Below are 19,737 nucleotides of genomic sequence, written 5' to 3' on the forward strand. Positions count from 1 at the left end.
CGATGAAGGTTAGGGTACTACAGTTTAAAACCGGTAGCCACAATGTAGACTTCCCGTGACCTGGCGCGGGATGAGTCTGGTTTACGAATTTTGACAGCGGAGAAAAGTTTACGAATTTCATTGAGATAGGCATCAAAGCCCTCTCCCTGAAACACCTTCACTACGAAACTGCCGTCACTACGCAATACCTGATTGCACATGTCCAGTGCCAGCTCGACCAGATACATGGCGCGAGCCTGATCCACCTGCTGGGTACCGCTCATGTTGGGCGCCATATCAGACATCACGACATCGACCTTGTCGGGGCCCACTCGTTCCAGCAAGGCGCCGAGTACAGTTTCCTCCCGAAAGTCCCCTTGCAGGAAATCGACACCAGCAATGGGATCCATCGGCAAAATGTCACATGCGATGACGCGACCCGAATCACCAACCTGTTCAACCGCGAACTGGGACCAACCACCGGGGGCAGCCCCCAAATCCACTACGGTCATGCCATGTTTCAGCAAGCGATCCTTGCCCTGGATCTCGTCAATCTTGAAAACAGCACGAGAACGCAGGCCCATTTTCTGGGCTTTTTTGACGTATTGATCGTCGAAATGTTCTTTTAACCAGCGAGTTGAACTGGGGGAACGTTTTTTCTGGGTCATGATAATCGACTTTAAAAAACCACAAGGGTTATTAGTATTAAGGGCTAAGTGGGGGTAGAATACGCCCCTTTCAACCCTGACTTATGAAGAAATTGCGATGATTCTCAACAATAAACAGAAACAGTACCTCAAGGGCCTTGCCCATAGCCTCAAGCCTGTCGTCCTGCTGGGTCAGCATGGTCTGACCGAAGGTGTACTGGCCGAGATCGATCTGGCACTGAACCATCACGAGCTGATCAAGGTTAAGGTTGCCTCTGAAGATCGCGAAATGAAACAACTGGTTATGGATGCTATCGTCCGTGAAACCGGTTCAATCAAGGTGCAAAGCATGGGTCATGTGCTGACCATTTATCGTCAAGCCAACGAACCCAAAATCCAGCTGCCCCGCAAGTAAAAGGAAAGAGCATCGCTCTTTCCTTATTCCACTTCTTCCCGAGTCGCTTGCCAAAGTAGTCGCAAAGCCCTTAACCTGCGATGAATACTTCCGGACACGCATTATGGCTCACCATCCTATTCTGACCGACGATGAGCTGGCCATGCTGCGGGACTTGGGGAGCAATCAGGACACCCATGTTCTGAGTGGTCACCTCGATGCCCCCATGCTTGGCTTGCTGCAAAAAGCCGAACACCTTGTACTCGAAGCCCGCTTCGTAGGCCATCAGCTGCGTTTTCCCCTGAGCTTTACCCAAGGGGAAGATGGCTTCGTCGAGCCCCGGTTATCTGCACCGGTCATCAGGGAGCTGGGGTTTGCGCAACCGCGTGCCTGGCGTCTCACACAAAAAGCCAAGCTTTGCAGCGACCTGGGCCTGTTTCAGGTGCTCAGCCTCTCCCTCAACGGCCTCATCGTGGAAAATTTGCCGACCAACATGGTGGCCGATACCCCCATCAACGGCGAGCTCTGTATCGAGCAAGAGGACCCTCTTCCACTGCAGGGACGACTGGTAAGGCGCATCAAAGCCAATGCCGACCATGCCACCTGGGCGCTGAGCTTTCAAATGAGCGAGAGCAACATAGAACGGCTGCGCCACTGGTTGTTTCAGCGTCATCAGGACGCCTTTACCGAGGCGTATCTGTCCTGATTTTTATCAATAATCATATAGATAAAGACAAACAGGGGAGCGCCAGCCCCCCTGTTTCATCGTCTGTAGCATTCGCTTAGATATAAGCGACTTCCAGTACTTCGTATTCCACATCACCGCCCGGCGTCTTGACGATGGCGACATCGTCCACTTCCTTGCCAATCAGGGCGCGGGCAATGGGAGAGTTGACAGAGATGAGGTTCTGTTTGATATCAGCCTCATCGTCACCCACGATGCGGTAGACCACCTCTTCCTCTGTCTCGCTCTTGAGCAGAGTCACAGTCGCGCCAAAAATAACGCGGCCGTTGTTGGTCATCTTGGTGACATCGATCACCTGCGCATTGGAGAGCTTGGCTTCAATCTCCTGAATGCGGCCTTCACAGAACCCCTGCTGCTCGCGAGCGGCATGGTATTCGGCGTTTTCCTTCAGATCGCCGTGCTCACGGGCATCGGCAATCGCTTCGATAATCTGGGGACGAAGCTCGGTCTTGAGATAATCGAGCTCTTCGCGCAGCTTCTCAGCGCCGCGAACAGTCATCGGAGTATGATTCATAGTCGAAACCTGGGTTGCTAGGAAATAGAAACTGCGGCCATCTGCAAGGAGGCCGCAGCAATCGGTTCGGATGAGGCATCTTAATATGAAGCCAACACAAAATCCACGTTAGCCCCCTGATGCAGATCCCACTTGCGTCATCGGCATTCCCTTCGCTTACTTCCCTTCCGGTACGGAAATTGGTGCCGAAACGGTCGGTTTGCCCTGCATGATGGCGATCTCCACCCGCCGGTTCATCCGACGATTTTCCGGGGTGGTATTGGGCACCAATGGCTGGGAATCCGCCATCCCCTGCACCACAAGTCGTCCCTGATCAAAACCGGGGACCTTCAGCATCTGGTGCGCCACCGCCACCGCCCGTTGCGACGACAACTCCCAGTTGGACTGGAACAGCTCATCTTCGGTCGCCACGTTGTCGGTGTGACCGGAGATGGTGATTTCACCCGGCACATCCTTGAGCAGGGTCGCGACCTTGCGAATGACCGGCCAGAACTGAGGCTGCAGAAATGCCGAACCGGCCGGGAACGACGCTTTTTCCCTGATCCGGATGATGATCTGCTGGCCCAGCGCCTCAATTTCGATGGCGCCATCCTGGATCTGATCTTTCATCTGCTCGGCGAGGGCTTTGGCCAGGGTATTGGACTGTTCTTGCGCCTTCTTTGCATCCTGCGCGGTATCGCCCCCCGTCTGCTTGCCATCACTCTTGTCCTGACCACCTGCCTGATCCGACTCGCCGGGCAGAAACTCCAGTTCGGTCTGGGTCAGATCGATGGTCTGCTGCATCACGGTATCAATTGGCGTGGGCTCAGGGCGACCGGGCCTGAACTCCTGGGCAATCACCGAGGTCCCCTTGGGAATATCTTTCACCTCAAGGATGTTCTGTACCCCGAATGCCTTGTCCATGGAACCGGCTATCTGCTTGAACTTCTGTACATCCATCTCGGCAAAGGAGAGCAACAGCACGAAGAAGCACATCAGCAGCGACATCAGGTCGGCAAAGGTTCCCATGTAACCAGGGAGCCCTGGTGGCGGGCACTTGCAATCAGACATAACGCCCCCTATTCGGTGCCGGTATTACGTTTGGACTGGTTCAGATAGTTCTGCAGCATGGACTGGATCACCCGCGGGTTCTGGCCATCCTGAATCCCCATAATGGCATCAAGGATCAGGGTACGACTGAGCTTCTCCTCCCCGCTGCGCAGCTCCAGCTTGTCGGCAATCGGGATCGCCAACATATTGGCCTCTATCGCACCGTACAGGGTGGTAAGCAAGGCCACCGCCATCGCCGGCCCGATCGACTTGGGGTCACTCATGTTGGCCAGCATGGCCACCAGACCCACCAACGTACCTATCATCCCCATGGCAGGGCCCAGATCCCCAAGGGTACGGAAGACCTTGATGGCAATGACATGGCGCTCGGCTGTCAGGTCGATATCCTTTTCCATCACGGCGCGCACCACTTCGGCATCGTGACCATCCACCAGCATGTCGATCCCTTTTTTCATAAATGCATTGGGGATCTCTGCGGCCTCCAGCGCAAGAAAGCCCCCTTTGCGAGCCGCGTCAGCCAGTTCAACGGCTTTGGTAATCAGGTCTTCAAGCTTGTCGCCCTTGTACATAAAGGCTTTGCCCGCCACCTTGAATGCCATCAGGAACTGGCCAAGGTTGAACTTCATCATGGCGATGAAGATTGAGCCCAATACAGTGATGTAGACCGATGGCATATCCACATACATGCTCATGGGGCCACCCAGCAGCATGCCGTACACCACCACCCCGAAACCCAGCACTATCCCTATCAGACTGCCTAGATCCACGTCCCTACTCCTGTCACCGGTTCTTATGTCTATTTATAGTCTGTTGAATTTTCTGCTATTGCGACCCATGCGGCAAGCATGCATCCACTGAGAATGATGGCTCATTATCGGCCAGTTTAGCGAGAGTTTGAGAGGGCAATGCTTTTCTGCCTCCCCCCTGTGGACGGTCGATGTTAATATAAGCCGTTTTTTTCAATCCCCGAGGATGGACATGGCCAGTAAAAAAATCGACCGTCTGAGTTTTGATGCCACTCTGGAAGAGCTGGAAACCATCGTTCATCAGCTGGAACAAGGTTCCCTACCCCTGGAAGAGGCACTCAAGCAGTTCGAGCAGGGCGTTCATCTGGTTCGGGCCGGTCAGCAGAAGCTGGAACTGGCCGAACAGAAGATCCAGATCCTGCTCAGTCAAGCCGATGGCAGTGACCAGCTCGCCCCCTTCCAGCCAGAACAAGGAGAGGAGTGAGTGGCGCTGGACCATTTTTCCCGTCTGCATCGTCAGCGTATTGACGACTGTCTGTCAGCACAACTTGAATCCTTGCCCGCCATGGCGCCGCGTCTGCGCGATGCCATGAGTTATGGCCTGCTGCTGGGCGGCAAACGGGTTCGCCCGTTTCTGGTCTACGCGGTCGGCGAGATGCTGGGCGTCAAGAGCGAACTGCTGGATGGCCCCGCGGCTGCCGTGGAGTGCATCCACGCCTACTCCCTGCTGCACGATGACCTGCCCGCCATGGATAACGACGACCTGCGTCGTGGTCAGCCAACCGTTCACAAGGCGTTTGACGAAGGAACCGCCATTCTGGCCGGTGATGCGCTGCAGACCCTGGCGTTCTCCATTCTGGCCGATCACCCCATGCCTGATACCTTGATGGCCAACCGGGTGCGGATGCTGAGTACCCTCGCCCGCGCCTCCGGCTATCTCGGTATGTGTGGCGGCCAGGCGCTGGATCTGCAGGCCGAAGGGCGCCAGATCTCGCTCGCCGAGCTGGAGCAGGTACACCGCCACAAGACCGGTGCGCTGATTGAATGTGCCGTGGCGCTCGGCGCCCTGTGCAAAGCCGATGTCGATGACGCCACGCTGGCTGCCCTGCAAACCTATGCCGCCGCGATTGGCCTCGCCTTTCAGGTGCAGGATGACATCCTCGACATCACAGGTGATACCGCCACCCTGGGCAAGCCGCAAGGTTCTGACCTGGCGCTGGAGAAAAGTACCTATCCGGCCCTGCTCGGACTCGAAAATGCCCGTGAGCTGGCTCGCGAACTGCATGGGAAAGCCTTAACAGCCCTGCAATCCTTGCCCTACAATACCGACATTCTGGAAGCGTTTGCCGATTACATCATCGAGCGAACCCACTAAACGCTGGATAACAGTAACAATATGAGCGTTGATATTAGCAATTTCCCCAACCTGGCCCTCGCGGACACTCCGGTCGAGCTGCGTTCCTTGCCCAAAGATCGGCTGCCGGTGCTGTGCAACGAGCTGCGCGAATATCTGCTGCGCTCTGTCAGCCGCTCCAGCGGACATTTTGCCTCCGGTCTCGGTACGGTCGAATTGACCGTGGCCCTGCACTACGTCTACAACACCCCGTTCGATCGGCTGATCTGGGACGTGGGCCATCAGGCCTATCCCCACAAGATCCTGACCGGGCGCCGAGATCAGATCCACACCATCCGGCAGAAGGATGGCTTGCACCCCTTCCCCTGGCGCGGCGAAAGCGAGTACGACGTGCTCTCCGTCGGCCACTCCAGCACCTCCATCGGTGCCGCCCTCGGTATGGCGGTTGCCGCCGAGAGCGAAGGACTGGGTCGCAAGGTGGTTGCAGTGATAGGGGACGGAGCCATTACTGCGGGGATGGCGTTTGAAGCGCTCAACCACGCTGGCGATGTCCACAAGGACATGCTGGTGATCCTTAACGACAACGAGATGTCCATCTCCGAAAATGTCGGTGCGCTCAACAACCATCTGGCCCGGGTCATGTCCGGCAAGCTCTACACCACCATCCGCGAAGGCGGCAAGAAGGTGCTGGCGGGTCTGCCGCCGGTCAAGGAGCTGGCCAAGCGGGCCGAAGAGCACCTCAAGGGGATGGTGGTGCCCGGCACCCTGTTCGAGGAGTTCGGCTTCAACTATATCGGCCCCATCGACGGTCACGATATCGAGGCACTGGTCGAGACCCTGCGCAACATGCGCAATCTCAAGGGCCCGCAGCTGCTGCATGTCAAGACCAAGAAGGGCAAGGGTTACGAGCCGGCCGAAAAAGACCCTATCGGTTATCATGCCGTGCCCAAGTTCAATCCGGACGAGTGCGCCCTGCCCAAGGCGAGCGGGGCCAAGCCCACCTTCTCCGCCATCTTTGGCCAGTGGCTGTGCGACATGGCCGCCAAAGACGAGAAGCTGGTCGGCATCACCCCCGCCATGCGCGAAGGCTCGGGGCTGGTAAAATTCAGCCAGCAATATCCGGATCGCTACTTCGATGTGGCCATTGCAGAGCAGCATGCGGTCACTTTCGCCGCGGGTCTTGCCATCGCCGACAAGAAGCCGGTGGTGGCCATCTATTCGAGCTTCCTGCAGCGCGCCTACGATCAGGTGATCCACGACGTAGCGCTGCAAGATCTGCCGGTGCTATTCGCCATCGACCGGGCCGGTCTGGTGGGCGCCGATGGCCCGACCCATCAGGGGGCGTTCGACATCAGCTTCCTGCGCACCGTGCCCAACATGGTGGTGATGACGCCATCTGACGAGAACGAGTGCCGCCAGATGCTCTATACCGGCTATCTCCATCAGGGCCCTGCTGCCGTGCGTTACCCGCGCGGCAGCAGCCTGAGCGATGCCCCCATCTCGTCAGAGATGCAGGCACTGGAGCTCGGCAAGGGACGTATCCTGCGAGAGGGCAAGGGCACTGCCATTCTGGCCTTTGGCACCTTGCTGCACCACGCCAAAGCGGCCGCCGAAGTGCTGGATGCCACCCTGGTGGATATGCGCTTTGTCAAACCGATGGATGAGGCACTGGTGCTGTCGCTGGCGGCCAGCCACGATCACTTCGTCACCATCGAAGACAACGCCATCATGGGCGGCGCCGGTTCGGCGGTGAACGAACTGCTGATGCGCAGCAAGCAGTGCAAGCCAGTGCTCAACCTTGGCTTGCCGGATCGCTTCGTGGAACAGGGCACCCAGCAGGAGATCTATGCCCTGCTCGGTCTGGACGATGCAGGCATCCAGCGCAGCATCGAAAGCTGGCGGCAAGCCTGATAACGCGTCAACGCTATCAAACAAAAGAAGGGCGCCTTACTGGCGCCCTTCTTATTTTGCGTTTCTGACTTGGATTACCCTTTGTAGATCTTGGGGTTAAACACATCCCGCAGCCAGTCACCCAGCAGGTTGATGACCAGCACCAGCACCACCAGACAGATGCCCGGGAAGGCGGTGATCCACCAGGAGCCGGAGAAGATGTAGTTGAAGCCGACGCTGATAAGCGAACCAAGCGAGGGCTGATCAACCGGCATCCCCAGACCAAGGAAGGAGAGCGCCGCCTCGCTCATGATGGCGTTGGCCACCTGCACGGTGGAGATGACCAGAATGGGCGACAGGCAGTTGGGCAGAATGTGGCGGAACATGATGCGCGGGGCGCGGAATCCCATCACCTTGGCCGCCTCCACATACTCCTTCTTCTTCTCCGCCAGCACAGAGGCGCGCACAGTACGGGCGTACTGCGGCCACTCGGCGATACCGATGATCACCACCAGCATCATGATGGCGAACTTCGAGTAGAACTCGGAGCCAAAGGTTGCCTGAAAGATGGCGGAGATGATGATCGCTACCATCATGGTGGAGAACGACAGCTGCACATCGGCAAAGCGCATCAACAGGTTGTCGATGCGGCCACCGAAATAACCGGCAATCAGACCGATGACGATACCGAGCACCAGTTGCAGCGCCACCGCAAACAGGCCGATAGTGAGGGAAATACGGGCGCCATAGAGAATGGTGCTCCAGATATCCCGCCCCTGGTTGTCGGTACCGAGCCAGAAGCGCTCCTCGCCGCCTTCCAGCCAGGAAGGCGGCAACTCGGCATCCATCAGATCAAAACTGGTCTGGTCATAGACGTTGTGCGGGGCCAGCCAGGGCGCCAGCAGCGCCGCCAGCACGAACACCACAAACACCGCAAAGCTGAACATGGCTACCTTGTCCCGCAGGAAGTAGTAGACGATGTCGGAGTTCTTGAATCGTGCCCAACGGCTTGGGCTTGCAGTTACAGCGTTACTCATGCTTACCCCTTGGCAGTCAGGTTAACGGTCGGGTTAATCAACCCGTAGAGCAGGTCGACCAGGGTATTGGTCACCACGAAGATCAGTCCCACGAAGATGACGTAGGCGGTGATCAGCGGGGTATCGACCCGGTGGATCGCCTCAAGGAACAGGAAACCGGTGCCCGGCCACTGGAACACGCTCTCGGTCAGGATGGTGTAAGCCACCATGGTGCCGATCTGCACCCCGCCGACGGTAATGACCGGCAGCATGGTGTTTTTGAGAGCGTGCTGATAGTAGACCTTGTTGTTGTCCAGCCCCTTGGCGCGGGCGAATTTGACGTACTCGGAGGAGAGCTGCTCCAGCATCTCGGAGCGCACCAGCCGGATAAACAGCGGCAGCATGATGGAAGAGAGCGACACCGCCGGCAGGATCAGGTGCAGGATACCATCCCAGGTGAAGAAGCCCGACTCCCAGCCCAGCAGGTCACGGGTCTCGCCGCGGCCATAGGCAGGCAGCCAGCCCAGCTGGATGGAGAAGAGGTACATCAGCATGATGGCGGTCAGGAATACCGGGATCGAAATACCGATACTGCTCCCCGCCATGATGATCTTGGTGGGTATGCTGCGCGGGCGGATCGCCGAATAGACACCGAGTGGAATGGAAACTACCACGATGATGAGCGCGGCAGCAAACACCAGCTCAAGGGTAGCCACCAGCTTGTCGAGAATCACCTCGAGAGCGGGTCGCTTGAAGAAATAGGAGGTGCCCAAATCCCCATGCACCGCATTTTTCAGAAAGCGGCTGTATTTGATGAGGAAGGGATCGTTAAGGCCCATCTTCTCGCGCAACTCGTGACGCTGGGCTTCGGAGACGGATTGTCCCACCAGCTCGCGCAACGGGTCACCCAGGTTGTCCTGGATGGAGAAGGCGACCAGGCTGATGACGAACATCACTATCACGGCCTGATAGAACCGTTTCAGCAGGAATGTAAACATGCTTGTCCTTCTACGTGGCCTGTGTCGTGGCACAGGCTTCTGTTAGTGGGCGGAGTGGCCAGCTGACCACCCCGCCCCGTCCTTCCTTGCGACGTTCTCTTACTTGCTGACCACCAGGTCACCCAGGTAAGGGAAGTTCATCACGTTGACCACCGGCTTGATGTCGACGTTCTTCTTGGCGCCATAGGCCAGATCTTCCCAGTGCAACGGCACGTAGGCAGCATCTTCGATCAGCATGGCTTCGACCTTCTTCAGCATCTCGGCACGCTTGGCCGGATCGGTCTCGGCGTTGGCATCCATCACCAGCTTGTCAGCTTCGGCGTTGGCATAACCGGCACAGTTGTACTGACCCATACCGGTCTTGGCGTCCTTGGTGAAGGTCAGGAACTCGAAGAAGTTCGCGGTATCTTCGGTGTCGGAGTGCCAGCCGATCAGCTGCATGTCTGCGGCGCACTTGTCAAACTCGGGCCAGTACTGGGCCACCGGCATGGTCTTCAGATCCACCTTGATGTTGATCTTGGCCAGCATGGCGGAGACAGCCTGGGCAATCTTGACGTCGTTGACGTAGCGGGCAGCCGGGGAGATGAAGGTCATCTTGAAGCCTTTCTCGTAACCGGCCTCTTTCATCAGCTCCTTGGCCTTGGCCAGATCATACTGGGGCACCAGCGCCTCGTTATGACCGGCATAGCCTTTCGGGCTCAGCTGGCCAGCAGGGGTACCGAAGCCCTTGTTGATCTTCTCGACGATACCCACCTGGTTGATGGCGTAGTTGATGGCCTGACGTACACGCTTGTCTTTCAGCGCCGGGTTGGTGTTCTGGTTCAGCTCGATGATGATGGCGCGGGTACCGGACAGGGTAACCAGCTGGGAGTCCTTGCCATTCTTCACGCGCTCCAGATCGTTCGGCGCAACCGGATAGATCATGTCCACGTCGCCACCCAGCAGGGCTGCAACACGGGTCGCATCTTCCTTGATCGGCACCACGGTCAGGTTCTCGACGTTACCCTTGGAGGCTTTATCCCAGTAGTTGGCGTTGCGGGCATAATCCAGCTTCACACCCTGCTCGCGGAACTTGACGGTAAACGGGCCAGTACCGGAGACGTGGGTAGAGGCGTAGGAGTCGCCGTTTTTGACGATCTCGGCCTTGTCTTTGCCCGCTTCGGTCTTGCCGGTGTAGAACTTGGAGTCCATCGGGAAGATGTAGGTGACGGTCTGCAGCACCAGCGGGAACGGCTTGGCGGTGATCAGATCGACGGTGTAGTCATCGACCTTCTTCACTTCGCTGATGGGATCGAAGATCGCCTTGAAGTCGACGGAGGATTTCAGGCGGTTGACGGTCCACACCACGTCGTCAGCGGTGAAGTCGTTGCCGGAGTGGAACTTGACACCCTTGCGCAGGTGGAAGCGGACAGTCTTGTCATCGACACGCTCGAACTTCTCGGCCAGACGGGGCTCGAACTGCAGGTCCTGGGTGTAACGCATCAGGGGATCGAATACCAGGTGCGACATCTCCAGGGTCTGACCGGAGAGCTGCTCCTGCGGATCCAGCGAAGTGGCGTCAGAAGCGACACCCACCTTGATATCAGCGGCTGAGACACTGAAGGCGAAACCGGCGGCAAACAGCGCCAGGGCAATCTTGGACAATCCTTTCTTCATCTTGTTCTCCATGCTTTTGGCTTTCTTATGACACTTTTATTGACAAGCAGACCGGCGCACCGGCGCTCTCCTAGCTTGCGATTTCCAGCCCCTCACGGGACATTCCCTTGAACTCCGGCATGAGGGAGATCAGCTTGCGGCTGTACTCATGCTCGGCATTGGTAAAGAGTTTCTCGGTCTCGGCCACTTCCACCAGATGACCGTGCTGCATCACCCCGATGCGGTCGCACATCTGGCGGATCACCGGCAGATCGTGGCTGATAAACAGCATGGTGAGCTTGAGCTCCTGCTGCAGATCCTTGAGCAGGTTGAGGATCTGGGCCTGCACCGACACATCCAGCGCCGAGGTCGGCTCGTCGCAGATAAGGAAGCGCGGGCGAGTGGCCAGGGCGCGGGCAATGGAGATACGCTGGCGCTGACCGCCGGAGAACTCGTGGGGATACTTGAGGCCAGCACCACGGCCAAGACCCACGTGATCCAGCAGATCGCCGACAATTCCCTCAATCTGGCTCTCGCTGCTCGCCAGCTGATGGAAGCGGATCGGCTCGGCAATGATGTCGCGCACCTTCATCCGCGGGTTCATCGATGAATAGGGGTTCTGGAACACCATCTGCATCTGGCGACGCAGCGGGCGGCGCTCGCGCTCGCTCTTGAGGGCAGTCAGATCGATCCCCTCGAAGAAGATTTTGCCGGTATCAGGCGGATAGAGACCTGTGATGGCGCGGGCAATGGTCGATTTACCGGAGCCCGATTCCCCCACCAGACCGAAGGTCTCCCCTTCGAAGATCTCGAAGCTGATGTTGTTGCAGGCGCGCACATACTGGCGGCGGCTCGGGAAGATGGAGTCCTTGGTGACGAATTTCAGATCGACGTTCTCCACCCGCAGCAGCGCCCCTTCATAGGCACGCTCGTCCTGACTCTGGCCGAGCCAGTGGGTCTTGAGGTCGATATTGGTATCCGGCGCACTGGCATCCTCGATATAGGAGACCAGCGGGAAGCGCACCAGCTTCACATCGGAACGGGGGACCGCCGAGATGAGGCTGCGGGTATAGGGGTGATTGGGGCTGCCCAGCACCTGTTCGGTCAGGCCGAACTCCACCAGATCGCCGCGATACATCACCGCCACCTTGTCGGTAACGTTGGAGACCACGCCCATGTCATGGGTCACCAGCATGCAGCCCACCTGACGCTCTTTGCAGAGGGCGCGGATAAGCTGGAGGATCTGATCCTGAATGGAGACGTCCAGCGCCGTGGTCGGCTCATCGGCGATGATCAGCTCCGGATCGCAGGAGAGCGCGATGGCGATAACCACCCGCTGACGCATGCCACCGGAGAACTGGTGCGGATACTGTTTGATGCGCAGCTCCGGCTGCGGAATACCCACCGCCCCCATCAGCTCCAATGCCTTGGCAAAAGCAGCCTCGCGAGAGAGGTCGGTATTGGCCAGAATGGTCTCCACCAGCTGATGCTCAACGGTGAACAGCGGGTTGAGGGAGGTCATGGGGTCCTGGAAGATGAACCCGATACGGGAGCCACGGATGGCCCGCATCTCGTTCTGGCTCTTGCCGGAGATAAGCTCGCCATTGAGATAGATATCGCCACGGGCGATGCGACCCGGCGGGCTCAGCAGATCGATGACGGCGTTGCCGATGGTGGACTTGCCGGCGCCGGATTCACCGACCACCCCGACAATCTCACCCTTTTCGATAGAGAAAGAGAGATCCTTCACCGCGGCCAGCACCCCGTAGCGGGAGGGGTACTCGATCCGCAAGTTCTTTACTTCGAGCAAGGACATGTTTACCTCTGCGGGGGACATCCGTCCCAAATAATTCGTCCGTAAATCAGCCGCAGATGCCGGTTGTTACCTTGGGCAATATTTGCTCAATCCATGAGGCAGCGAAACCAGCGATCCGGGCGGGTTTTTTGCATTTTTTTGGAATAACCCGCGAGTAACTTAGACGGTTTGACCACGGGTGTAAATGATTGAGTTATACAATTCCGCAATGTTTTGTGCAGATAACCACCAATTCAGCAGAGATAAATGATGATTTTCATCACAAAAATGGCCGGTGCGTCCGTACATCTATTTGTATCATTACTTTAATTTCAACAACAACGCAACAAGCAGCATTTATCACTATTTCCAAAACAATCACCAGCCCCGAATGAGTAGTGAATATTTATGTGAAATGGATGATAAACGGCAGCATATGCCGATGAATGAAAATTAAGCAGATATAAATCGGGGGATGCCAGAACGGTCATCCCCCGGAAGGTGGCTCTCAACCGAGCCAGAATGCCAGTAATTGCATACAAAACAGGGCGAACAGGCCGGCGATCAGATCGTCCAGCATGATGCCCAGGCCACCGTGGATCCGGCGATCAAACCAGGAGATGGGCCAGGGCTTGAGCACATCAAACAACCGGAACAGCGCGAATCCCGCCACCACCCACTCCCAACCGGCTGGCGCTGCAATCATGGTGACGCCAAAGCCGATCACCTCGTCCCAGACGATGGCGCCGTGATCCGGCATACCGATGGCATCGGTGGCGCTCTGGCAGATACGAATACCGACCACAAAACCCACCGCCAGCAAGGCGATAAACCAGTGGGTCGGCAGCCCGCTCACCAGCAGGTAGAGCGGAATGGCCGCCAGGGTGCCCATGGTGCCCGGCGCCTTGGGGCTGAGACCGGAACCAAACCCCACCGCCAAAAAATGAAGCGGATTTTTCAGATCCAGTCGTGTCAGCTCGGGCTTTATCCTGAACAAACTCATGCGAAGTGATCCCACCCTTTCAGCTGCAGCTCGACCGCTTGGTCGCCACGCAGGTAGTCGATGCCCGGCTCGCCCGCCACGATGCGGCCGATGCGGCTGAACTTGACCCCGCTGTGGGCCAGCGCCGTATCGAGCGCGCCGCGGTGCTCCTCCGGTACGGTAAAGCAGAGCTCGTAGTCATCGCCACCGGCCAGCGCCAGTTGCCACGCCTCCTGCTCGCTCACCGCATCCTGCAGCACCGGCGAGAGCGGCAGCAGATCGAGATCGATCTGGGCCCGTACGCCGGAGGCCTTGAGAATATGGCCGAGATCCGATGCCAGCCCATCGGAGAGATCCAGCGCACTGCCCGCCAGTCCGCGCAGCGCCTGACCGGCCAGAATACGGGGATGGGGGTGGTCGAGCCGTGGCAGCACGGCTGCCAGCTGGTTCTCGTTGAGGGTGCGTTTGCCCAGCAGGTGGGAGAGCGCCAGCGCGGCATCACCCAGGGTGCCGGTCACATAGATACCGTCACCGGCTTTGGCACCGCTGCGCATCAGGGCTCGTCCGGCAGGCACCGATCCCTTCACCGAGATGGTGATGGAGAGCGGCCCGCGGGTCATGTCTCCGCCCACCAGCGCCACATTGTAGTACTCGGCCAGCTCCAGAAACCCTTCGGCAAAACCGGCGACCCAGCCTTCGTTGATGGCAGGCAGAGTCAGCGCCAGCGACACCCAGCGCGGCTCGGCCCCCATGGCGGCGAGATCGGAGAGATTGACCGCCAGCGCCTTGTAGCCGAGATCCACCGGATCCATGTCGGGAAAGAAGTGTACGCCGCTCACCAGAGTGTCGGTGCTCACCGCCAGCTGGGTATCGGGGGGCAGGGTCAGCAGGGCACAGTCATCTCCAGGGCCCATCACCACGTCCTTGCGGGCGTGGGGGACCTTGAAGTACTTATCAATCAGCTCAAATTCACCCATACAGTAAAAAGCCAGCAATAAGCTGGCTCCTCTCTTAGATGCTGACGGACAGCAGGATCAACGCTTGTTCAGCGACTTGATCACCTTGTCCAGTACACCGTTGACAAACTTGTGGCTGTCATCGGCAGCAAAAGCTTTGGCCAGCTCGATCGCTTCGTTGATGACCACGCGCGGCGGTACATCATCACGACGGGTCAGCTCGTAGGTCGCCAGACGCAGGATCGCCTTGTCCACCATGTCCACTTCTTCCAGCGGACGGGAGAGGAAAGGTGCAAACACCTTGTCCAGCTCGCTGCAGTGGAGGGCTACCCCGAACAGCAGATCGCGGAAATAGTTCAGGTCTACACCCTTGGTGTCCTGATCGATCTTGAACTGCTCTTCGATGTCACCCACGTTAGCCTTGGTCATCTGCCACTGGTAGATGGCCTGGGTGGCGCAATGGCGGGCTTTACGGCGCTCAGACGGTTTCAATGTACTTCTCCTCGTTACACGTCCAGTTCTTTCAGGACGTTGATCATTTCGAGCGCTGCCAGTGCAGCCTCTGCACCCTTGTTACCCGCCTTGGTACCTGCACGCTCGATGGCTTGTTCAATGTTTTCAGTGGTCAGCACACCGAAGGCAACGGGAATTTCATATTCCATCATTACCTGGGCCATGCCCTTGCTGTTCTCGTTTGCCACCAGGTCGAAGTGGTAGGTGCCGCCACGGATGACAGTACCGACCGCCACGATGGCGTCGTATTGACCACTCTTGGCCAGCTTCTTGATGACCAATGGCATTTCAACCGCGCCCGGCACTTTTACCAGTGTCAGGTTGCTGTCCTGCACTTGACCTTGACGCTTCAGTACGTCCACCGCGCCGTTCACCAGACTGTCGTTGATGAAGCTGTTGAAACGGGCAACAACAATAGCAACGCGCGCCTCAGGAGCGGCGATATTTCCTTCGATAACCTTCATTGGAAATCCTGTATCTGTGCAATCAAAAGGGCCGGAGTCAAAAGTGCGCACATTCTAGCACAACAGACCCACGACAAAAACCATGGCCGCAATAGACGGCCATGATCGCGATGTAACCAGTCCGGCGCACTTGCTCGCCGGTAAATTCCACGACTTCCAGACCGACACCGCCCGGAAGGGGATGGTACTTCTCTGGTAGTACGTTACTCGCCGATGTACTCAACCACTTCCAAACCAAAACCACCGAGGGCATGGTACTTCTTCGGCGAACTCAGCAGGCGCATCTTGCTTACACCAAGGGCCTTGAGGATCTGGGAACCCACACCAACCCGGCGCGAGGTGCCCTGCCACTTGGCTCCTTCCGGTGCCAGTCCCTTGTCGGCGGCTTCAAAACCCTTGACCCTAGCCAGCAGCTCGGCGCCATGGGATTCCGCCCCCAAAATCACCAGCACGCCGCCCTCGTTAGCGATGCGGGCCATGGATTTGGGCAGCGGCCAGCTGCGGGCGGCGTGGCGGTCGGTCAGCAGCAGATCGCTCAGCACATCGTGCAGATGGACGCGCACCAGGGTCGGCTGGTCGGCCTGCACCTCACCCTTTTTCAGGGCGAAGTGAACCTGATTGTCGATGGTGTCGCGGAAGGTGATGAGGTCGAACTCGCCAAACTCGGTCGGCAACTTGCACTCGGCCACCTTCTCGACAGTGGTCTCGTGCTGGTTGCGGTACTCGATAAGGTCGGCAATGGTGCCGAGCTTGATGCCATGCTCCTCGGCAAAGATCTCCAGGTCAGGACGGCGCGCCATGGTGCCATCTTCGTTGAGGATCTCGACGATGACGGCGGCAGGCTCGAAACCGGCCAGACGAGCCAGATCGCAACCGGCTTCGGTGTGGCCGGCGCGGGTCAGCACGCCGCCATCCTGCGCCATCAGCGGGAAGATGTGGCCCGGCTGCACCAGATCGGCCGCCTTGGCATTGGGCGCCACAGCGGCCTGCACGGTCACGGCACGATCGGCAGCGGAAATACCTGTGGTCACCCCTTCTGCCGCTTCGATGGAGACGGTAAAGGCGGTGGAGAACTGGGCATTGTTGCGATCCACCATCAGCGGCAGCGCCAGCTGCTTGCAGCGATCCCGGGTCAGGGTCAGGCAGATGAGGCCACGGCCGTAGCGGGCCATGAAGTTGATATCCTCCGGACGGACGCAGGAGGCGGCCATGATGAGGTCCCCTTCGTTCTCCCTGTCTTCGTCATCCATCAGGATCACCATCTTGCCAGCCTTGATGTCGGCAATGATTTCCTGGGTTGTGCTCAGCGCCATGGGCTACTCCATCAGTGTGCTTGGGGTTGAGCCCGCAGGCTCAACACAAATGCGTGTGTATGTTGCTCTAGATTGGGGCTAGCGGCTCCATTTCAATCAGAGCGGGATCACAGAAAATCGTTTTGGTGGGCCGATATAGCGCACACCGTCAGAGAAAACCGGCCTTGGCCAGCGTCTCCATGGTCAGGGTCGAGGCGCTGCTCTCCTGACTTTTCCCCATCATCAGCCGCTCCAGATAGCGGGCGATCTGATCCACCTCGAGGTTAACCTTGTGGCCCGGCTTCCAGCTGGCGATGGTGGTCTCCTGGGCGGTGTGGGGCACGATCGTCAGGCGGAAAAGGTCCCCCTGCACCGCGTTGACGGTGAGGCTGATGCCATCCACCGCAATGGAGCCTTTCTCGGCGATATAGCGGGAGAGCTCGCCCGGCGCCTTGATCCAGTACTCGATGGCGCGGCCGCTGCTGGAGACGCTTTTCACCTCCCCTACCCCGTCTACGTGGCCGGAGACCAGATGGCCGCCGAGACGGGAGGTGGGCATCAGCGCCTTCTCGAGGTTGACCCGATCGCCCACTCTGGCGGCGGCAAAGCCGGTACGGGAGAGGGTTTCCAGCGACACATCGGCGGTATAACTCTTGTCGCCCAGCGCCACCACGGTGAGGCAGACGCCGTTGGTGGCGATGGAGTCGCCCAGTTTAACGTCGCTAAAATCCAGGCCCGGGGCGTGCACGGTGAGGGCCATGTCATCGCCCTGACGACGCAGTTCGGCCAGGGTTCCCACCGCTTCGATAATTCCGGTAAACATGCAGATCACCTTGCTGATGACGGGGGCTGATTATGCCCCCTTGAACATTGATAAATCAGGCTATTTTGGCGGTAATGCGAATATCCGGCCCCACCATGCGCACGTCCTTGATGGCGAGCTTGGGCGCCTGGAACAGCCGGGTCAGGCCCGGCAGATGGAACAGGCCGCGCCCTTCGTCACCCATCAGTTTGGGTGCCTGATAGAGCACCAGCTCATCCACCAGCCCCTTCTCCAGCAGGGCGCCGCAGAGCCGCGGGCCCGCCTCGACCAGTACCGAGTTGACGTTCTGCTTGGCCAGCAGCATGAAGAGGCTGACCAGATCCAGCTTGCCATCCAGCAGCGGCAGCTCCAGCTGCTGCACCCATGCGGGCCACTCGCCGGACGCCTTATGACGGGCCAGCAGCACCGGACTCTCGCTCTGGAACAGCGGCAAGTCGGGGGTGAGGCGGTTTTGCGAATCGACGATGACCCGCAGCGGCTGGCGCAGGGTCTCTTTGGGATAGCTCGCCTTGACCGAGGGGGGAAGCTCGTCCCAGCGCACGGTCAGGGAAGCACCATCGGCCAGCACGGTTTCAGCGCTGGAGAGTACCGCATCGTGGCGGGCCCGCAGTCGTTGCACATCGCGGCGCGCATCCGGGGAGGTGATCCACTGGCTCTCGCCGCTCGCCATGGCGGTGCGGCCATCGAGGCTGGCCCCCAGCTTGACGGTCACCCGCGGGAAGGCAGTACGCATCCGCTTGAAGAAGCCCGGGTTGAGCGCTTCGGCTTCACTCGCCAGCAGGCCGAAATCGGTCTTGATGCCCGCTTCGGAGAGCATCCGCAGGCCACGCCCACCCACCTGGGGATTAGGATCGACCATGGCTGCTACCACCCGGGCCACGCCGGCGTTGATCAGCGCCTCGGCGCAGGGGGGAGTACGACCGTGATGGGAGCAGGGTTCGAGGGTTACATAGGCGGTAGCGCCACGGGCACTGTCACCGGCAGCGCGCAGGGCATAGACCTCGGCATGGGGCTCGCCCGCCTTTTGATGCCACCCTTCGCCAACCACCACGCCATCTTTGACCAGCACGGCGCCGACGCAGGGGTTGGGGGCCGTGGTGTAGCGGCCGCGGCGGGCCAGTTCGAGGGCCCGACTCATCCATTGGTAATCATCTTGACTAAACATCCGGGCTCCTTTGACAACACATCTCGACTTTACGCAGTATCGTAGGTTCGATTAGCGCAGCGTAATCGGACGCGGCAACATGGGTGAGAATGGCGGTTTACTTCTCCAGCTTGGCGATCTCTTCGCCGAACTCGCGAATATCTTCGTGTCCTGAGGTAGAGAGGGGCGAAGCGGATATCCACTTGCCCATCCGATACCATCATTTCTCCAATTTGGCGATCTCTTCACCGAACTCGCGAATATCTTCGAAGCTGCGATAGACGGAGGCAAAGCGGATATAGGCCACCTTGTCGAGACTCTTGAGCTCATCCATCACCAGATTGCCCACCAGCTCGGAGGCGACTTCGCGCTCGCCGGTGGCACGCAGGCGGGATTTGATATGGTTGACCGCCTTTTCGATGGCCTCCATGCTCACCGGCCGCTTCTCCAGCGCCCGCAGGATGCCGGCGCGCAGCTTGTCTTCGTTGAACGGCTCGCGGGAGCCGTTGGACTTGATGACGCGGGGCATCACCAGCTCGGCCATCTCGAAGGTGGTAAAACGCTCGTGACAGAGCAGACACTCACGACGGCGGCGCACCTGATGGCCTTCTGCCACCAGACGGGAATCGATCACCTTGGTATCAACCGCACTACAGAATGGGCAATGCATCGGACCTCCGGCGTTAATGGAACAGGGACCGGCCCGGCGGGCCAGGATCTAGGTCGGCCAGTGTAGCACGGCCATCCAAAACCGGTAAAAGCCAGAAAAAACAATGCCACCCGCAGGTGGCATTGGTCTC

The 19,737-nt window shown here is 58.6% G+C and carries 21 protein-coding genes; 5 read left to right on the forward strand and 16 right to left on the reverse strand.

Going from position 1 to position 19,737, the window contains the following annotated elements:
* Positions 1-17 precede the first annotated feature (17 nt).
* Entirely contained in the window at positions 18-647 is a 630-nt protein-coding gene (rlmE, locus tag AB5Y85_RS04860; protein ID WP_005338828.1) for a 23S rRNA (uridine(2552)-2'-O)-methyltransferase RlmE, read from the reverse strand.
* A 97-nt stretch (positions 648-744) separates the two neighbouring features.
* Here rlmE and yhbY point away from each other — a divergent pair, with 97 nt between their 5' ends.
* Entirely contained in the window at positions 745-1,041 is a 297-nt protein-coding gene (gene yhbY, locus AB5Y85_RS04865; RefSeq protein ID WP_005338829.1) for a ribosome assembly RNA-binding protein YhbY, read from the forward strand.
* Between the two features lie 103 nt (positions 1,042-1,144).
* Positions 1,145-1,726 (forward strand): PilZ domain-containing protein, encoded by a 582-nt coding sequence (locus AB5Y85_RS04870; protein WP_257687229.1) that lies wholly within the window; start codon positions 1,145-1,147, stop codon positions 1,724-1,726.
* A gap of 76 nt (positions 1,727-1,802) precedes the next feature.
* Here AB5Y85_RS04870 and greA read toward each other — a convergent pair whose 3' ends face one another.
* From greA to pomA, 3 genes are all read right to left on the reverse strand, one after another.
* The gene (greA, locus tag AB5Y85_RS04875; RefSeq protein ID WP_005338833.1) at positions 1,803-2,279 is read right to left on the reverse strand and encodes a transcription elongation factor GreA; all 477 of its coding nucleotides are present in this window, start codon (positions 2,277-2,279) and stop codon (positions 1,803-1,805) included.
* 156 nt (positions 2,280-2,435) lie between these two features.
* Positions 2,436-3,329 carry a flagellar motor protein MotB gene (locus AB5Y85_RS04880; protein ID WP_005349528.1) on the reverse strand — a complete coding sequence of 298 codons (894 nt, stop codon included), beginning with the start codon at positions 3,327-3,329 and terminating at the stop codon, positions 2,436-2,438.
* An 8-nt stretch (positions 3,330-3,337) separates the two neighbouring features.
* Positions 3,338-4,096: a flagellar motor protein PomA gene (gene pomA / locus AB5Y85_RS04885; protein ID WP_005349525.1), complete on the reverse strand. Its 759-nt coding sequence runs from the start codon at positions 4,094-4,096 to the stop codon at positions 3,338-3,340.
* Between the two features lie 211 nt (positions 4,097-4,307).
* Between pomA and xseB the strand changes: the two genes are divergently transcribed.
* The 3 genes from xseB to dxs are packed head-to-tail and all read left to right on the forward strand — an operon-like array spanning position 4,308 to position 7,340.
* A complete protein-coding gene (gene xseB / locus AB5Y85_RS04890) occupies positions 4,308-4,559 on the forward strand; it encodes an exodeoxyribonuclease VII small subunit (protein WP_005338838.1) in 252 nt (83 codons plus the stop codon).
* On the forward strand, positions 4,560-5,450 hold the full coding sequence (gene ispA / locus AB5Y85_RS04895) for a (2E,6E)-farnesyl diphosphate synthase (protein WP_005343523.1): 891 nt from the start codon (positions 4,560-4,562) through the stop codon (positions 5,448-5,450).
* A gap of 21 nt (positions 5,451-5,471) precedes the next feature.
* The gene (gene dxs, locus AB5Y85_RS04900) at positions 5,472-7,340 is read left to right on the forward strand and encodes a 1-deoxy-D-xylulose-5-phosphate synthase (RefSeq protein WP_257687228.1); all 1,869 of its coding nucleotides are present in this window, start codon (positions 5,472-5,474) and stop codon (positions 7,338-7,340) included.
* Between the two features lie 74 nt (positions 7,341-7,414).
* Here dxs and AB5Y85_RS04905 read toward each other — a convergent pair whose 3' ends face one another.
* The 12 genes from AB5Y85_RS04905 to nrdR all read right to left on the reverse strand — a co-directional run bounded on the left by AB5Y85_RS04905 (position 7,415) and on the right by nrdR (position 19,607).
* Positions 7,415-8,356, reverse strand: coding sequence for an ABC transporter permease (locus tag AB5Y85_RS04905; RefSeq protein ID WP_040068611.1), 942 nt, complete (start codon positions 8,354-8,356; stop codon positions 7,415-7,417).
* A 2-nt stretch (positions 8,357-8,358) separates the two neighbouring features.
* Positions 8,359-9,333: an ABC transporter permease gene (locus AB5Y85_RS04910; protein ID WP_201945771.1), complete on the reverse strand. Its 975-nt coding sequence runs from the start codon at positions 9,331-9,333 to the stop codon at positions 8,359-8,361.
* A 99-nt stretch (positions 9,334-9,432) separates the two neighbouring features.
* On the reverse strand, positions 9,433-10,989 hold the full coding sequence (locus AB5Y85_RS04915; RefSeq protein WP_042054176.1) for an ABC transporter substrate-binding protein: 1,557 nt from the start codon (positions 10,987-10,989) through the stop codon (positions 9,433-9,435).
* 70 nt (positions 10,990-11,059) lie between these two features.
* Complete coding sequence (locus AB5Y85_RS04920) at positions 11,060-12,784, reverse strand: ABC transporter ATP-binding protein (RefSeq protein ID WP_100654430.1); 1,725 nt, start codon at positions 12,782-12,784, stop codon at positions 11,060-11,062.
* Between the two features lie 487 nt (positions 12,785-13,271).
* Positions 13,272-13,766 (reverse strand): phosphatidylglycerophosphatase A, encoded by a 495-nt coding sequence (locus tag AB5Y85_RS04925; RefSeq protein ID WP_005349509.1) that lies wholly within the window; start codon positions 13,764-13,766, stop codon positions 13,272-13,274.
* Positions 13,763-14,722, reverse strand: coding sequence for a thiamine-phosphate kinase (gene thiL, locus AB5Y85_RS04930; RefSeq protein ID WP_026034998.1), 960 nt, complete (start codon positions 14,720-14,722; stop codon positions 13,763-13,765). The genes AB5Y85_RS04925 and thiL overlap by 4 nt, the downstream gene beginning before the upstream one ends.
* Positions 14,723-14,779: 57 nt before the next feature.
* Complete coding sequence (gene nusB, locus AB5Y85_RS04935) at positions 14,780-15,193, reverse strand: transcription antitermination factor NusB (protein ID WP_005343514.1); 414 nt, start codon at positions 15,191-15,193, stop codon at positions 14,780-14,782.
* A gap of 14 nt (positions 15,194-15,207) precedes the next feature.
* A complete protein-coding gene (ribE, locus tag AB5Y85_RS04940) occupies positions 15,208-15,678 on the reverse strand; it encodes a 6,7-dimethyl-8-ribityllumazine synthase (RefSeq protein WP_005338866.1) in 471 nt (156 codons plus the stop codon).
* 203 nt (positions 15,679-15,881) lie between these two features.
* On the reverse strand, positions 15,882-16,991 hold the full coding sequence (gene ribBA, locus AB5Y85_RS04945) for a bifunctional 3,4-dihydroxy-2-butanone-4-phosphate synthase/GTP cyclohydrolase II (RefSeq protein WP_257687227.1): 1,110 nt from the start codon (positions 16,989-16,991) through the stop codon (positions 15,882-15,884).
* 148 nt (positions 16,992-17,139) lie between these two features.
* Complete coding sequence (locus AB5Y85_RS04950) at positions 17,140-17,793, reverse strand: riboflavin synthase (protein WP_005349507.1); 654 nt, start codon at positions 17,791-17,793, stop codon at positions 17,140-17,142.
* A 55-nt stretch (positions 17,794-17,848) separates the two neighbouring features.
* Positions 17,849-18,958, reverse strand: a complete 1,110-nt coding sequence (gene ribD / locus AB5Y85_RS04955; RefSeq protein WP_101531051.1) for a bifunctional diaminohydroxyphosphoribosylaminopyrimidine deaminase/5-amino-6-(5-phosphoribosylamino)uracil reductase RibD — start codon at positions 18,956-18,958, stop codon at positions 17,849-17,851.
* Between the two features lie 199 nt (positions 18,959-19,157).
* Positions 19,158-19,607, reverse strand: a complete 450-nt coding sequence (gene nrdR / locus AB5Y85_RS04960) for a transcriptional regulator NrdR (RefSeq protein ID WP_005338880.1) — start codon at positions 19,605-19,607, stop codon at positions 19,158-19,160.
* Positions 19,608-19,737: the final 130 nt, after the last annotated feature.

Origin of the sequence: Aeromonas sp. R3-1, from assembly GCF_040908345.1 — a bacterium.
GTDB classification, from domain to species: domain Bacteria; phylum Pseudomonadota; class Gammaproteobacteria; order Enterobacterales; family Aeromonadaceae; genus Aeromonas; species Aeromonas veronii.